Source organism: Nostoc sp., assembly GCF_036917235.1.
In the GTDB taxonomy this organism is placed as follows: domain Bacteria; phylum Cyanobacteriota; class Cyanobacteriia; order Cyanobacteriales; family Nostocaceae; genus Nostoc.
In genome coordinates this window covers 43,651-59,881 of record NZ_JBALDU010000047.1, presented here as the reverse complement: position 1 = coordinate 59,881, position 16,231 = coordinate 43,651, and the positions used below count along the sequence as shown (strand labels likewise).

Sequence of the window (16,231 nt, the reverse complement as noted above, 5' to 3'; positions counted from 1 at the left end):
TCTGAATTTTCCTCAAAACTGACGGTTTCTGATGATAGTTCATCCACAGTATTCTCTGTGGTTTCCATTTGAATATACGTCAATTCATTTGTAGCAACATCTTCAAACAGTAGTTGTGGATTTTCATCGAAAGAGCCGAATAAATCACTTGGTTGTACTTCGGCTGATGCTGAATCTGAATTTTCCTCAAAACTGACGGTTTCTGATAGTTGATCTACAATATTCTCTGTGGTGTCCATCTGAATATAGGTCAATTCATTTGTCGCGACATCCTCAGAGTCGAACAAGTCACCTAACTGTGCTTCGGATAATGCTGAATCTGAATTTTCCTCAAAACTGACGGTTTCTGATGATAGTTCATCCACAGTATTCTCTGTGGTTTCCATTTGAATATACGTCAATTCATTTGTAGCGACATCTTCAAACAGCAGTTGTGGATTCTCCTCAAAAAAGCCTAATGAATTAACTTCCAGATCGACAGCAAATATATCTGGGCTTCCATTAGTAAATTCTGGAACAAAATCTAAAGATTCTGGTTGTTGCGGTCTGAGAATTTCTTCCCCAGGATGCTGCGCAAACAAAGGCGTTTCAGGCGTGGAGGTATCGTTGATTATAGGATAAATAGTTGAGCTACTTGATGTTAATTCATCAAATAAATTATCTCCAGAATCTGATGATATTAAATCTAGCTGTTCTTGCTGCTGGAAATTAATATCAAAATCTTCTTCTATATCAAAATTGGCTATAGGAGAAGGTATGGACTGCTGATTATCAGCAAAAATGTCATCAGCCGCCGTAGTAAACAAACTTTCATCTAACGCCCTTTCCACATTCTGCTCAATTAAGGAATCGAATTGGTCTTTTTCCTCTGTGGTTTCCTGGTTCCAGAAGTTGCTCAGATCGTTTTCTGATTGAGAAAACTCAGGTTCTGTTACTGGAGGTGTATCAAATAAATCACTGATTTCTGCTTCACTTGTGGATAGTTGTGGCTGTTCTTCCATTTCAGCAAACAGGTTGTCCAAAGACAAGTCTGTTGGCTGGGGTAATTCTATGTAGTCACTAGGGGTAATTTCTTCTACCCAATTTGCATTTTTAGTTTCTAAGAATAAGTTATCAAAATTGTTTTGTTGGTTGGTAGATAGTTCCACACTGGCGAATGGCTCAGTTTCTAGTTGAGTAACTTCGCCTGTTGGCAATAGTTCATCATCATCTAACTCCAGTGTCAACAAATCTTCGACTACACTATTTTGGACAATCTCGCTAGTAGTCTGGTTTGTATCACTAGAAATATCAATAAATTCTTGTAATTCGGAAGAAGATGAGTCTAAATTTATATCAAATTCGTTAATATCGCTCAACTCTAAAGGCGTAGCAGATGTTTGTTGATTTTGCGGTTCTGAATTATCTTTTTCTAGGAAATGGTCGCCAAATAACAGGGATAAATCTTCTGTTGTAGCTGTGGTTGTTGGGTGTAGTGCGTTGCTTATATCTTCATTAAAGGAGAGTAAGTCAGATAAATCGTTATGAGCGTCTTCAGCCTCAGTGCTGCTCAAATCAATTCCAAAGTCATCGGTAGTAACAATATCTAAGGTTTCTTCTTGATGCCAGCTTTCATCTAGTTCGGGAGTCTCACCGTCAAATAAATCGGCAAGGGTATTTAACTCAGCTATTCCTACCTCTGGGCCATTCGGATCGAGATTGTTACTGATTGGGTGTGCTTCGTCATGTGTGGTGAAAGTAAGACTAGTGTTTCTACTTTCGTTTAGTGGTATTCCTTGTAACTGAGGGGAGGAGCTTTCGTCAAAGACGTTGGCGTAGCTATGTTCTTCTGTTGTCTGGGCTAACGCCTTGGTGTCACCAGATAGAATTGACTCTGATTCTGTCAAAACCGGAGATTGTTCTTCAAATAAATCAGGGGTAATTTCTAATAACTCAATTTCTGCAAAGCTTAAAAGTGCTTCTAGTTGCTGACTAATTGCAATTTCGGCTTCTCTACCTTGGAGAACTAATTCTTGAGCTTGTTTGATTTCGGTAATGACAATTTTAGCTAAAGTCAGATAAGTATTTTCGGGATTTGCGATCGCACTGGCTGCTGCTTGACACAAACCACACCATTTGGACAAATTCCAAGTTTCACCAAGTTTGACTAACTGGTGACAGCATTGCTGGAGGTTTTGCCGAGTTGAAGGTGTTGTAGTTTGCTTAAATAATTGCAACATTTCCCGCAGTGTTTGTAGCACTTGGGCTTGAAACTCACTCCAGTTATTATTTTCTTTAGCGGTGACTGACGATAGCGTAGCGTTAGCGAGTCCGCGAGCGTCTAGCGCCTGGGGTGCTACTGAGTCTGGAGATTCCTGATGGGTGTCTTCTGCCAGATCGGGAATATCTCGCCGCATGAAAATTTCTGTAAGTGTGGAGACATTCTCTATAGAGGTTGTGAGTTCTGTTGCGTCATAAGTGCTGGCTACTCCACTCTTCGCTTGTTCTACAAGTAGTTCCAGATGCTGATATAGCCATTGAAAGACTGGCTCAGTTTCTGACATCAAAGTATTAGCTGCATCTTCAGAAAGACCATAAGGCCCACTCAAATGCTCTAACAGCGATTTTAGGGTATCAGAGACACCAAGAAATAAAGACTCTAACTTTTGGTCAATCTGAACCGGATTATCTTTGAGAATTTTGAAACAATCTTCCAGACGGTGGGAGGTATGCTGGATGCTAGTCAATCCAAGCATCGCCGCTCCTCCTTTGATGGAGTGAGCCGCCCGGAAGACCTCACTGATCATTTCCGGGTCGTTTAGAGTACCCTCTAAATTCAGCAAGCCCTGCTCAATGGTATTCAGGTGATCCCTGGCTTCTTCGATAAAGTAACCCAAAATCCGCTGTTGTTGTTCCGGCAGCATAGCAAAAGTTATGAGTTATGAGTTATGAGTTATGAATTATGAGTTATGAGTTATAAGATGTGAGTTGTGATTTTTATTTCTAACTCCTTACCCCTTACTCCTAACTTTTTTCCAAGTTACGAGTTGTGAGATGTGAGTTGTGATTTTTATTTCTAACTCCTCACTCCTAACTCCTAACTTTGTTACCTGGTTTCCATAGTTTCCACTCGGAAACGTTCAACGGAGGCGATCAAGTCACGGGATACACCTACTAAGTGTTGTAGGGCACCTGAAACTCGCTGTGCTTCTTGGGAAGTTTCTTGGGCGGTCAGTTCTACTGATTGCATTACATGAGCAACGGCGCGGGAGGTTTCCGTTTGTTCCACAGTGTCGCTGGTAATGGAGCGCACAAGAATATCGATGCGATTTGCCACTTGAATAATGTTTTCGAGCGATCGCTTGGCATCTTCTGCCAATTTTGTCCCTTTAATTACTTGTTGTGTGCCTTCTTCCATCGCGGTCATTACTGAGCCTGTTTCGCTTTGGATTTGCATCACAATTTGTTCAATTTCCTTGAGGGATTTAGCAGATTTATCTGCTAGCTGGCGCACTTCATCTGCAACGATCGCAAACCCGCGTCCCGCTTCTCCCGCTCTTGCCGCCTCAATACTAGCATTGAGTGCTAACAAGTTTGTTCTCGAAGCAATTTGAGAAATCAACGCCACAATTTTAGAAATTTCTTGGGAAGATTCCGCCAACCGCTTCACTTTGCGAGTGGTTTCGGCAACGGTTTCTCGAATTTCTAAAATCCCTGCTACGGTATTTTCTACTGCTTCGCCACCTTTCAAGGCGATCATACTAGCATCACGAGCAACGGTTTCGGCTTCCCGCGCCGCCTCTGCTACCCGCTGAATCGAGTCGGTCATCACCTGTACAGAATTCAGCGTTACTGCCAACTCTTCTGCTTGCCGCAAAGCATCACTAGATAAGGCTCTGGCAAAGGTTTCAGAGTTGGTTGCACCTTTTGTTACATCCTTCGCCGCCACTTTTACCTGTTGGACAATATCCCGCAGGTTTTGAATTGTTAGGTTAAAGGCGTCAGCTACGGCTCCCAGTACGTCAGCTGTCACTTCCGCTTGGACTGTTAAATCGCCTCTAGCAGCTCCTTCCACATCATCCAACAAACGAATTACCTGACGTTGCAGGTTTTCTTTGGCTTCCTCTTGTTCATCGGCTTTGCGTTGGGCTTCACTTGTGGTTGTGAAAATTACCCGCGCCATTTCATTAAAGCCAGTGGATAAATGCCCCAATTCATCTTCGGAATATACTGTAGCTTGAGCATTCAGATTTCCTTGACGTACAGCCTCAAACTGAGCTTGCAGGTCATCAGTTGTACGCCGAATTTGTTTAAGCGCCAGATTCCCCATGAAGCCTGCGGTAGCAAAACCTGCAATCCCAGCGGCTAGTGACATTGCCCAACCGGTGTTTCGTACTGATTCTCGTTGTTGGGGTGGCGAAAATGTGGTGGCGACAAAGCTAACTGTGGCTACAACCAGCGCTGAGACAATGCCCACACTTCCAGCAATTAGCCATTGTTTCCGTTCGATGGAGGCATTTTCTAATGGTGCTAACCATCCTTGCTCGATGCTGACGTTGGGTTCTAGTTTTGAGACATCTGTTTGGCTAAAGACTGGAACGGCTTCATGGGAACCAGTCATTGAGAACAGTTCCTCTTCGCGATCGCTAGCAGCTGCATTACTTAAAAAAGCCTCCGCGCTTTGAACGCGTCCAGTATCACTAATTTCTACTGGAGCAGAATGGATTGCTGCATTACTGAAGTTAGAATCTCCTTCGATCAGGTCAAACCCTGGAATATTGCCTAAATCATCAAATTCCTCAAAGTCATCTAAAAACTCGATATTGCTCTTAGAATTTTCTCCATTCAGTATATTGCTTGAGTCTTCATAAGAGTTTAAACCCTCTGAGCCAAAGGCAGACTCAAATGCTTCCATATCAAAATTTTCATCGTCATCGAAGCTATTTTTCCCGATGAATTCACCTGATTTAAACTGTTTTTCCTTCTGAGGTAAATTACTATTAAAAGATGATGTCTTATCAGGTAAATTCGGCTGAAAAGCTGATTGTACCTCTACTTGCTTTGGTGTTAGCCAACTATGGGATTCGGTTTCAGACAAGTTATTTTGACTGCCGTTTTCCAAGTTATTTGTTATTGGCGAATCATTGCTTAGTTCTTCTGAAACAATCAGTAAAGTTTCGTCTCCAAAACTAGATTTTTTATATTCTAAATTTCCCATACTCTGAGATGGAGAGTTTGCCTCACTCAACAAATCAGGGAAATTATTCTCGTTATTACCAGTTTGTAAATTAGAAGATGAAGAGTTAGTATTGTCAATATTTGAATTTACGTAAGGAGAATTTATCCCATCATCTGAGAATTGACTATTTGCTAATGATTCTTCGGAAATATCTTCTGAGATACTTTCCTGCCAAAAAGCAGGCAACTCTAATTCTGTGTTCTCCTCCCAGTTTTTATTTGACTCTTGCTCTTGTGACTCTTCATTCATGGCAAAAGGATCATCACCAAAAGCTATAGAAGAATCTGATCTTTTTTCTGTTCCAATACTATCTTCTGTGGGCAGATCGAATGGACTTTTTGAAGATGTATCTTCAATGCCATTCATACTTTCTTGATGCTCTCCAAAAAAGTTCAAATCAAGATTATCGCTGTCAAACTCCTGATTAGCGCTTAAATCTTCTAATTCTGATTCCCTATATGCCAGTGGATCGGATATCTCTGAAGAGTTTATTTCCTCTTGACTTTCTGATGGATCGATCTGCCCACTAAATGACTCTAAATATTGATTGATATTGTCAATTCCATTCTTGGCAAAACCAATAATTTCTCGATCGTTAGTCAAGCCTAACACCTGTTGATATTCTTCTTTTGCTACATCATAGTGCTGTAAAACATAGTAGATGTGACCCCTCAACAAATGGGTATTGGGGTCATCTGGTAAACTTTGCACCACTTGGTCAACTAAAGTGGCCGCAACCTCATAATTTCTTTGAACATAGGCGGTCATCGCCTGTTGATATGTTGGCTCGTAATTATCAATACTTGCTGCCATTTCCTCCTCCAATTTCATCCTGCCCACCTAGCACTTCGTACAATTGCCATTTGATCGAGCAGTCGTAGACACTGATTATTTTTAGCACCTAATGACCACTCTCCACGTAAAAAGGGAGCCATCGTATCTGGAACACTAGTTGGTGGCATCAGATTCTGGACATCCAACCAGTCCATACCACCGATTTCCTCTACTGCTAAACCCACTATTGTGTCTTGCTCTTCAATGGCAATCACCGAAATTTCAGCTCTATCCGTGTTTAATGCACCTGCTTCCCCCAGAAATTGACCCAAGTCGGCCACCCAAATAACTCGACCTCGTAAATTTAGAGTACCCAAAAGTAAAGGAGAAGCATTAGGAATCGGGGTGATTCTATCAGGACTTAGTTCAATTACCTCTCGGATGCCAGTTGCTTGTAGTGCAAACTCCTGATGCGAGGGAATGTAAAACCTCAAATGTAACTCACCTTCAGGACTTTCTACTTGTAATTCTGGTCGAAAGTGGTCTTGACCGCTGCCACTTAAAAAGTCCGGTTTGCTGACCATGTTGTTTTTATCCTTATCCTCGCAGCAGTTGTTTGACTGTTCCTACCAACTCGGTTGGTTGAAACGGTTTGGCTATGTAAGCGTCTGCACCCTGCTTCATACCCCAATAGCGATCGAATTCTTCGCCTTTAGAAGAACACATAACCACTGGGACATTTTGGGTTTTTGGATCGGATTTTAACCGCCGACAAACTTCGTAGCCGTTCATTCGAGGCATGACAATATCTAATACCACTAAATCTGGAGGTGCTATTTGAATTGCCTCTAATGCTTCTAATCCATCACTAGCATGGGTAACTGTTAGGCCAGTTGCTTTCAGGAGGTCTGTAATCATCTCCCTTTGCGCTATACTGTCTTCCACAATCAAAACTGTGCTCATAATTGTCTATTTACCTCCTGATTTAGACGTTCCTAATTGGAACATTCCCTGATTCCTCCGCAAGTATTAACTGTATAAATTAATTTTATGCCTTCACTATTTTCCCGGAGATTGACGTTTCACTCAGTTAACTGACTCTGTGATAACATCTTTTAACTCATCTTTTAGTAGATCAACAAATCTTTGATCTCTTTATATGCCTCATAGGTGAGAGAGATGAGGGAAAAATAATTAATGCCCTATGCCCAATTTTCATTGGTTGTTGAGATATTTTTCTACAAGCATAAGTAACTCCGTATCTGTAAACGGCTTTGTCAAATAATCTGTTGCCCCGACCATCCTAGCTTTGACTCGATCCATAAACCCATCTTTCCCAGTAAGCATGATAATCGGTGTCAGCCGAAATGCTGTTGAATGTCGCAGCATGGCGCAAACCTCGTACCCTTCTAATTCCGACATGGCAATGTCGCATAAAATTAAATCCGGTTTGAGTTGAAAAACCTGACTCAGTGCTTCTAAGGGATTGGTGAGAGCGATCGCTTCATAACCTTGTGGTTGTAGGATGGAATTTATAGTCTCACCGATGGCGATCGCATCGTCAATACATATTATCCGCCCCCTCGGTTTTTCCTTCAATTCCCAGTTATCCGTGTGTGTACTTGGGTAATTAGTCTCTGAATATACTAGTTGTAGCCAACTTTGTTGCACATAAGGATATATTGCCTTAGCGACTGTCAAAATGTCTCGGTTGAGATGGCGAGCTAGTTGTCGCAAGGATGTTTTACCATCAGCCCAATGTTGTAGCTTATTCACGGTTGCTTCTGGTAAAGAAGATTGTAGCTGAACTTTGTCAGATAGCACTGGCAATTGTTCTGGAGACTGAATGTGTGGATAGAGTTGCTTCCACTGTTGCAGCTGCTTAGTGATTTTTGTCACCAATGGAGCAATCTCATAAGTGTTTAATTGCGGGGCAAGTGCTGCACCCTGATGGAAAATGAAGTTACCTTGGCGTAAACTCAGCAAATCAAAGAGAGTTTCATGCACCAAACCGTAAATGATACTACCAGCTATCTTTGGGTTGATGATATTCCGCTCCAAGAGTGCCCAAAGATAGGCATACTCTGGCGCGTCGGTTGGTGTTAGGGAGGCAATTTGTTTGTCAGTGAGTCGCATCTCAACTCGATAATGACGTAAATAATCGCTAATTCTGGATAAACTACTCTCGCCTTCTTGGCAATAAATAATTTGACCATTCACGAAAAAGACGAACCAAGACTGTTGTTTAGGGCGATCAATGTTTGCTCCATCTCCACCCAGTTTGTTGTTATGGTGAGAGCTATAAGCTTCTACCCATAGTTGCCCTGTTCGCTGTCCCAATTCAATCAATTGCAGGATACTGCAAATATCAATTTCATTTAAATTTCCCTGCATTTAGCTAAAAAGTACTCCTTAGTATTGCTGAATTCTGAATCGTGAATTATGACTTCTTCTTTAGTATTGATTATGGAGTATTGAAAAGATTTTTACTTTGTTCTGATTGTCATTAGGGAATACATTAAACTATAAACCTTCATCTTTCGTAATACACTTTGACAAAGCTAGTGTTAACACGGAAGTCATCATCACTGTCATCAGTACAAAATATAAAGGCGCGATCAGATCGCTTCTATAAGTATCAAGACGTAACATCTTGCGTCTATAGTTTTGTCTGTCTTGTTTTCCTAAACCTTGGTTCAGGGAGACAAGTTAACAGAATTATTTAAGGTATATCTCAAAACACGAACTTTAAGTGCATCAATAAAGGACAAACGGTGTGCTGTATTTAGCAGAAGTACAAAAACAGAAAGGTGGTTTACTCAGTGGCGGTGGCAAAACCGAACTAAAACTGCTAGCTTGTCAGCGAACTGACCAGAATTGGAGTACTGTGTCGGAAGAGGTGATTGCCGCTGAGGACGCAAGCAAATTAAATGATGGCGCTTTGGTATTGGTTGAACTGAATCCGAATCGTCAAGTGCAGCGGATTCAAGAAGCAGGGCGTCCACTCGTCAACATTTTGCAAAATTTTTCCCGCCAGTTGGAGAAATTTAAGCTCAAGGAAGATGAGATCGATCAATGGAAACAGTCACTAACATTTCAGGCGCAAGAGTTGAATCGGCGTGAAATGGACATGGAGGTACGCTCGGAACAGTTGCAACAATTGGAAGATGAGGTACAACACCTGGAGGAGCAAAAACAGGAAGTTGACACCTCCCGCCAGGAAATTGAACGATTACAAGGAGAAATTGAGCGCAACCGCCAAGAGTTGGAAGGCGCTTGGGAGCATTTGCGGGGTGAGCAGCGTCGCCTGGAAGAACGCCAAGCGGATTTTCAACAAGGGACGGTTTTGGATGAGGAGCAAAGTCGAGTAATGAGTGAGTTACTCGATCGCTTGTCTAGTCGTGTTGTTCCGACGGAAACAGTCAGAGAACACTTGCATCTAGCCTTTGAATTGGTCGAAAAGCAGCAAGCGACTCTTACCCCGCACTGGCAAAAACTGGAGGAGGAAAAAATTGCGATCGCACAACAGCAAGAAGAAGTTGAGCGTTTGTCACAAACCTTTAGCGATCGCCAAAATGCATTGCAAGAAGCACAAAATTCTTTAGTTCAGCAAAGAGCGCAATTACAAATAAATACAGCAGACCTTACCAGTAAGCAAGAGTATGCTCGGATCGTCAAAGAGCAGTTACGAAACGCCGAAGAGTTATATCAACAGATTCACTCTTTAGCTGCAACATCTGGTGATGTAGTTCTCGGCAAGCAAGCTGATTTGGAGGCTTTGGATAAAATGCCTTTAGAAGAACTACAAAAGATAGTGCAAGACTTGCAGCATAAGTTAGAAATCGATGCTAGCTTTGTTCACGATCAAGAACAAGAACTGAAATATAAACAAGAAGCTATAGAAGAACTCCAAACTAAATTAAATCAAGCATCTGACAATGACCATATTAATTTGGAACTAGAATTAACTGATGAAAAAGACCTTTATCAGATGCTAAATTCCAGTTTAGTGGGACAACGCCGCAATATGCTACAGCACCAGAAGTTTCTCAAGCAACACAAAGCTGTAATGCTGCGACGCCAAGGACATACTGTTGCTGAAGAAGAAAGTAACAACAAAATTAATTTAGAACCGATTCTGCTACAAATTGAAACCCAGCGACAACAATATTCACAGGAAATCCAAAAGCTGGAACGTGAGATTGAGCAGATTCGTTCTGGTGTTGAGCTAAATCAGGGAATGATTGACAATCAAACTCACGATCTAGATGAAAAGCGCCAAGAACTGAAAGCGATCGAGGAAAATTTGCTATCCCTACGAAGAACAACTGCTGAATTATCTGGTCGAGTGAATGTTTATCAAGAAGCACTGCAACCAATTCAGGATTCTCTAGATGGATTACGGCAGAAGCTGCAAGGAATTGCAGAGTCTTTGGATCAATTCCAGGAAACTGGTGATTATCAAGTCCAAGCGATCGCTCAGTTGCGTCATACTCTCCAAAGTTTAATGCCTCAGCCAGTATTACTAGCGTCTTAATAAGTACTTGGGCTTTAGCTTGATTAAAGCCCAAGTACGAACTATAAGCTTAGTTATTATTCTATAAATAAACTAGATTCTATATGAAAAAACTCTCCCAGCTTACGCGCTTGTTATGTATTTATCTTTTCTTGTCCATTTAAAATATTATTAACCAAATCTTCTACCCCGAAAACTGATACTAAATCATCTCTACTTTTCTCAGATTCTTTTAAAATAAATAGCAACATAGATAGAGAATTATTTTCCTGGCTTTGCTGATAATATTCTTGTTCAAGTTTTTCAATTAAAGTAATTAATAACTGATAAACTTCGTCTTCTTCTGGGGTGCGTTCTCGGTGCATTAAATCTTCTACTATCCTTAAAGCTTGCTCATTTTCAGCTTCACTTTTTATCAGCTTGGGAAGATAAGCTGTTAATAATTACTTGTATTTATCTGGATTAAAAGTAAGGGTCATTTTTCCAGTTTTCCTTATCATATTCCGCATGGGTGAGGATATATTTAATATAAATTAACAAATAAAGTTCGGAATCACTGCTCATTTCACCTCTTTATTGACATTCTAGAAATCTAAATGTTAGCTTTGAAAACCGTATACAATGTAACATGAATAATCCTCAAAGAAGCGAAATGGTAACTTGTCCTAATTGTTTTGGTAAAGGTGAAGTTCTTGAACAAGAAACTATTGGTATGCCAAAGGGACGAAGAACTTATACTTGCAAGTATTGTCAAGGAAGTGGACAAATTCCTAATACAAGAAGCTAAGAATCTATAGGACTCATATCTGATTTCTGAACAAGATTTCAGAGCAAACTCTGATAAAACGGGCTTTTGAGTCTCAGTATGTTTTCAGAAATGAAATCGGAGTCCTATATCCCTCTTCTGTCACTCTCCGAAAAGATTTGTCATTTCTGAATTCCAGAGCTTTTGTACAAGAAGCGATCGCCAGATTTTTTCCTAATAACAAATACAAGACCAATTTTTTCCTAATAATATAGCTTGTATTGATTGCCTCATGAGGCTTCTAGCGATCGCCCTCCCTGAAAGTGACAAAAGAGGGATATATACCAATAGGACTTATGTAGAAAATATAAACTGTAGTAACAATTCATGAATTGCTCCTACCCCTGGTAAAGGCTTTCATTTTGTTATTGCATAAGTTTGAACCACTCTCCGCACTGGAAGTGCGGATAATCGGGTAAAGATAATGTACTTATATGTTAAAAGAGTAGGCTAAAAATATGACTAAATTCAATTCCTTTGGTGATAGAGATGAAACTTTGTGGGGATATGGTACGAATCCTGAGTATGAAGGGACAGGAATAACTTCTACAGAAGTAAAGTTGCAACAGTATGTAGAAGACAACTCAGCAATTCTTAAAAGAGGCTTTTGGGCTAAGAGACATCTAGGAGTAATTTTAGCGAGTTTTGATACAAACTTACCTAAATTAATGTTTATAGATAAATCCACATTAGCCATGAAGTTACCTAATAATGTTGCTATTGATGCCCTGAACTTTTTAAACCCAAATGGAAGGTTACATAGTTACAGTGATGGTTTGATTGTTATTGGCCAACTAGGTAATGATTACTCTATTCAGGATTATCCACTTCATGGACGCGATGTAGGGCTACCTTATCTTGTGGAATGATAATTTTTAATTTAGGTATTCTATATTCTATTAGCAATTAAATTCTTGGAAACTCAGGAACTAATATTCCTAACTATTTCAAACAGATCCAGTCGCCTTCTACTTGAGCGATCGCACCGCCAGGAAAGGGATCGGTTTGCGATCGGTTGGGCGCTATAATTAAAGCCGTTAATTTTTCGATGTGTTCAAAACTGGGCGCATCAGTTAGTATTTGCTGCAATATCTGACGCATCACCCGACGTTGCAACGCCAATGGTGCTTTTTGTAATACCCGACGATTTAACCTCAAGGAAAGAAGAGGAGTAAGAGAATCTTCTTCATGCCCAATCCCCGTTTCCATAGCCTTTTCACGCAACTCCTGGGCAGCTTTTTCCAAATATTCCACTTCCGCTTGTAAAAGTTCTGCTGTTTGGGCTAAGGCTGATTCTACTTGGGGGTTGAAATTATCTCGCAAATATGGTATGAGTTCTTGGCGAATGCGGTTGCGGGCATATTGCAAATCTTGATTGGTGGAATCTTCCCAAATTGGTAATTTAAATTCTTGACAAAATTGCTCTGTTTGTATTCGAGTAATTTCTAAAAGTGGACGCACTAACACAATGCTTGTAGTTAGAGGGCGTTGCCAAGTTAGGGCTTGCAAACCATCAGCACCAGTACCACGAATTAAATTGTAGAGGAGAGTTTCGGCGCGATCGCTAGCGGTGTGTCCTGCCACTATATATTGATAATTATTTGCCTGAGCGATCGCACTTAAAGCTTGATAGCGCCAATCGCGTGCAGCAGCTTCACTATTTATCGGTTTGTTCGCTGTTTCTAAATAAAAGGATATACCCCAAGTTTTAGCTAAATTTTCGACGTGGTTAGCATTAGCTTCGGAGTCAGAACGCCAGCGATGATCGCAGTGAGCAATACCTAAATACCATCCCCATTTGGGTTGTAAATCTAAAAGTAATTTTATTAAACACAGAGAATCTTGTCCGCCGGAAACAGCGATTAATAGACGCTGGTTGCGCTCAAATAAGTGGCGCGATCGGATGGTGCGATGGATTTTTGCATGTAGGGGAGTCCATACCATTTTATTTTTTTAGTACTGTTAGCGGTAGCGGAGCGTTGAGCAAGTGCTGAGTAGCGATCATCAGCTTGAAGATGAGGCGATAGAAATAATTTACTTAAAAGTAATAGTGCTAATTAAAACTTAGTATCTATCTCTCACCCAAGGGTAGGGGACATTATACATCATAAATTTCTGTTGTAATTAGTGCCGAGTAGAGCTAGCGTAAAGTGGACAATTTGACAATCTTTAATACTCAAACTACTTGGCGTATAGTCATAATCTGTCCGCACGCAAGAAGAACGCAAGACACTTAATATATGGTTCAGAATCTCGAAAGAACACGCCAGAGTGCAAGGTTTCCAGAAACTGCACCGGCTGCTAATCCCGTATTTTTTAGAACCTATAGCCGCCGTACAAAGGCGGGACTTAGGGAAACATGGGATGAGGTATGCGATCGCACTATACTCGGCTTAGTCGAATTGGGAAAGCTAACTCAAGAAGAAGCTGCCACACTGGATAAGATGCAGCGCAACTTGAAAGCTATGCCCAGTGGACGCTGGTTATGGGTTGGTGGTACAGATTGGATCACCAAGCCAAAGAACTTTTCCGGGGCTTATAATTGCACTTCTACCAATCTCGAAGACTGGAGTGCCTTCGGATTAATGATGGATTTAGCAATGATGGGCTGTGGTACTGGAACCGTCCTAGAACCACAATTTATTAACCAGTTGCCCCCCATCCGTAATCAACTGAATGTCACTGTAAAAGGTGAAATTGGCAGCACTCCTGTCCAACAGCGACGTGAATATACTGAAACTCATATAGAAGGCAATAACGTCACTATTCACGTTGGAGATAGTCGTGAAGGTTGGGTTGAATCATATCAAGCCTTATTAGAACTCTCTACTGATGAACAATTTTCAGCAGAAGTTGAAGTATTAGTTGATATCAGCGATGTCCGAAAAGCAGGAGAAACTCTCAACGGCTTTGGAGGAGTTGCTAATCCTGTGAAATTGCCCGGACTTTATCAGCGTTGTGCTTCCATTTTGAATAAAGCTGTAGGACGACAATTAAATTCAGTTGAATGCTGTCTGTTAATCGATCAAGCGGCCGTTACAATTGTTGCGGGTAATATACGTAGAAGCGCGGGGATGCGTCAGTTTGATTCTGGCGATGACTTAGCAGCCACCGCCAAAGATAACTTATGGCAGCAAGATGAAAATGGCAACTGGCGAATCGATCCAGAGCGTGATGCACTCAGGATGGCAAACCATACCAGAGTTTTTCACGGCAAGCCGACCTTAGAAGAATGTGTTGGTGCTGTCCGCAAACAATATTACAGCGGCGAGGGAGCGATTCAATGGGCTGGTGAAGCCGTAGCGCGATCGAACATAGATTTGCTACCAACACAAGCTCTGAAAGTTGAGTTTTTACAAGCTTATGAACAAGGAACAGCAAAACAGTGGTTAGAAGAACGTTATTCAAATCTTGATGCTAATGAGTTAGAACATCGTTTAGCTCGCTATGGGCTAAATCCGTGTGGTAATTGATTTTGCCTCACGTTAAAAACCTCGCAAAAACGGGGAAGGCTGAGATGCTAATCCCGTGGTAATCAAAGGAATTAAAAAGTCTTTGACACCGTACAGCGTAGAGAGTGAAACTAGATTACATCCGAAATTGGTGTCTAGAATATAATCTCTCCAAGAGTGCGGGGGCAGATGTGAAAAACACTTTTATTATCTGAAGTCACATCTGCAAAATGTACGCGGAGCTACTGCAAATAATCAAGCAGTAGAACTAGGGGATAAAAAGCCTCTAGGGTAACAAATCTGGAAATCATCGGCTCTAATTTCCACTGTAATTTGTCAGAGGTTCACCTTAATCAAATTGACCCACATAACTACAAAGAACAAGAAGAGGCTTTCACTGCTGGGGCGCTATCTGTAGCGGCACTTTTAAATCACAAATTCTTGGAACCACGCTATCAATACAGCCGTGAATTAGACCCAATTGTGGGAGTTTCTTTTACAGGTTTATTTGATTTCTTTGTCCATGCTTTTGGTGTTGATTGGCTGCGCTGGTGGGAAGCAGGAAGACCTGCAACTCCACAAGGATTAGCTTTCAAGCGTGAGGAAGAGAAATATCTAAGTTCTTGGAGAGATATTGTACATCGGGTAGTTTGGGATTATTGCGATCGCCACAATCTCAAGCGCCCAAATCGCTGTACCACAGTGCAACCCAGTGGTACTAAGGCTTTATTAACTAATGCTAGTTCAGGATGGCACCCCCCGAAAGCTCAAAGATTTATTCGTCGAATCACCTTCGGTAAAAATGACCCAGTAGCCTTAGCTTGTATTGACTATGGCTACAATGTTATTCCTTCTCAATCAGACAAAGATGAACAAGGTAATTTGCTTAACGATCCCTTCGATTCACGGGTGAGTGAATGGCTAGTGGAAATTCCTGTTTCTGTGACTTGGGCTGATTTACCAGGGGCTGATGAAATTGATGTTTCTAAGTTTTCAGTCTTAGCTCAATTTGATTTTGTCCTCCAGGTTCAACGTTGGTACGTGACTCACAACACATCAGCAACTTTGGAACTGCGCTCTGATGAAATCGAGCCTTTGGGACAGCGCATTTACGAAACCATCCAGAATGATGAGGGATATATTTCAGCAGCTCTTTTAGCTCGTTTTGACGATTTGCAATCATTCCCACGTTTGCCATTTGAACCAATAGATAAATCAACCTACGATCGCTTAACTCAAGAAGTGAAAGCACGGCGCAAAACAGATGATTTCTGTGCAGTACTAAGCCGCTACGATTTAGGCGAAATGACAGAGGCTGGCCCTAGTGGTTGTGATTCTGATAAGTGTATGTTTCCCGATCAGCAACCAAGCTCATAAGGTGAAGTTAATATCATGTCCGTATAATTAGTTATGATTTTCACAGTCATTGCACCCCACCCCCAGCCCCTCCCCGCTTGCGGGGAGGG

At 41.3% G+C, this 16,231-nt stretch carries 9 protein-coding genes and 1 pseudogene; 3 read left to right on the top strand and 7 right to left on the bottom strand.

The window, feature by feature from the left end:
• From V7K44_RS15910 to V7K44_RS15890, 5 genes are all read right to left on the bottom strand, one after another.
• On the bottom strand, positions 1-2,903 hold a 2,903-nt coding region (locus tag V7K44_RS15910; protein WP_334932916.1), incomplete at its 3' end, for an Hpt domain-containing protein.
• Between the two features lie 182 nt (positions 2,904-3,085).
• Positions 3,086-6,031 carry a methyl-accepting chemotaxis protein gene (locus tag V7K44_RS15905; protein WP_334932915.1) on the bottom strand — a complete coding sequence of 982 codons (2,946 nt, stop codon included), beginning with the start codon at positions 6,029-6,031 and terminating at the stop codon, positions 3,086-3,088.
• A 14-nt stretch (positions 6,032-6,045) separates the two neighbouring features.
• A complete protein-coding gene (locus V7K44_RS15900) occupies positions 6,046-6,576 on the bottom strand; it encodes a chemotaxis protein CheW (protein ID WP_094352320.1) in 531 nt (176 codons plus the stop codon).
• Positions 6,577-6,589: 13 nt separating this feature from the next.
• A complete protein-coding gene (locus tag V7K44_RS15895; RefSeq protein WP_069073698.1) occupies positions 6,590-6,955 on the bottom strand; it encodes a response regulator transcription factor in 366 nt (121 codons plus the stop codon).
• A 252-nt stretch (positions 6,956-7,207) separates the two neighbouring features.
• Entirely contained in the window at positions 7,208-8,386 is a 1,179-nt protein-coding gene (locus V7K44_RS15890) for a response regulator (RefSeq protein WP_334932914.1), read from the bottom strand.
• 382 nt (positions 8,387-8,768) lie between these two features.
• Between V7K44_RS15890 and hmpF the strand changes: the two genes are divergently transcribed.
• Complete coding sequence (gene hmpF, locus V7K44_RS15885; protein ID WP_334932913.1) at positions 8,769-10,529, top strand: pilus motility taxis protein HmpF; 1,761 nt, start codon at positions 8,769-8,771, stop codon at positions 10,527-10,529.
• A 113-nt stretch (positions 10,530-10,642) separates the two neighbouring features.
• On the opposite strand, the gene V7K44_RS15880 is transcribed toward hmpF, so the two are convergent.
• Positions 10,643-10,873, bottom strand: a complete 231-nt coding sequence (locus V7K44_RS15880) for a hypothetical protein (protein WP_334932912.1) — start codon at positions 10,871-10,873, stop codon at positions 10,643-10,645.
• Positions 10,874-11,771: 898 nt separating this feature from the next.
• Between V7K44_RS15880 and V7K44_RS15875 the strand changes: the two genes are divergently transcribed.
• Positions 11,772-12,182, top strand: coding sequence for a hypothetical protein (locus V7K44_RS15875; RefSeq protein WP_334932911.1), 411 nt, complete (start codon positions 11,772-11,774; stop codon positions 12,180-12,182).
• A gap of 73 nt (positions 12,183-12,255) precedes the next feature.
• Here the strand turns inward: V7K44_RS15875 and tilS are convergent, their stop codons facing one another.
• Entirely contained in the window at positions 12,256-13,257 is a 1,002-nt protein-coding gene (gene tilS, locus V7K44_RS15870; protein ID WP_334932910.1) for a tRNA lysidine(34) synthetase TilS, read from the bottom strand.
• Positions 13,258-13,553: 296 nt separating this feature from the next.
• Here tilS and nrdJ point away from each other — a divergent pair.
• Positions 13,554-16,142 (top strand): annotated as a pseudogene (nrdJ, locus tag V7K44_RS33215) (ribonucleoside-triphosphate reductase, adenosylcobalamin-dependent).
• Positions 16,143-16,231: the final 89 nt, after the last annotated feature.

Coding starts and splice junctions, on each gene's coding strand:
- V7K44_RS15890 (WP_334932914.1), bottom strand. CDS start 8,386: ATGCAGGGAAATTTAAATGAAATTGATATTTGCAGTATCCTGCAATTG.
- V7K44_RS15905 (WP_334932915.1), bottom strand. CDS start 6,031: ATGGCAGCAAGTATTGATAATTACGAGCCAACATATCAACAGGCGATG.
- V7K44_RS15895 (WP_069073698.1), bottom strand. CDS start 6,955: ATGAGCACAGTTTTGATTGTGGAAGACAGTATAGCGCAAAGGGAGATG.
- tilS (WP_334932910.1), bottom strand. CDS start 13,257: ATGGTATGGACTCCCCTACATGCAAAAATCCATCGCACCATCCGATCG.
- V7K44_RS15900 (WP_094352320.1), bottom strand. CDS start 6,576: ATGGTCAGCAAACCGGACTTTTTAAGTGGCAGCGGTCAAGACCACTTT.
- V7K44_RS15875 (WP_334932911.1), top strand. CDS start 11,772: ATGACTAAATTCAATTCCTTTGGTGATAGAGATGAAACTTTGTGGGGA.
- V7K44_RS15880 (WP_334932912.1), bottom strand. CDS start 10,873: ATGCACCGAGAACGCACCCCAGAAGAAGACGAAGTTTATCAGTTATTA.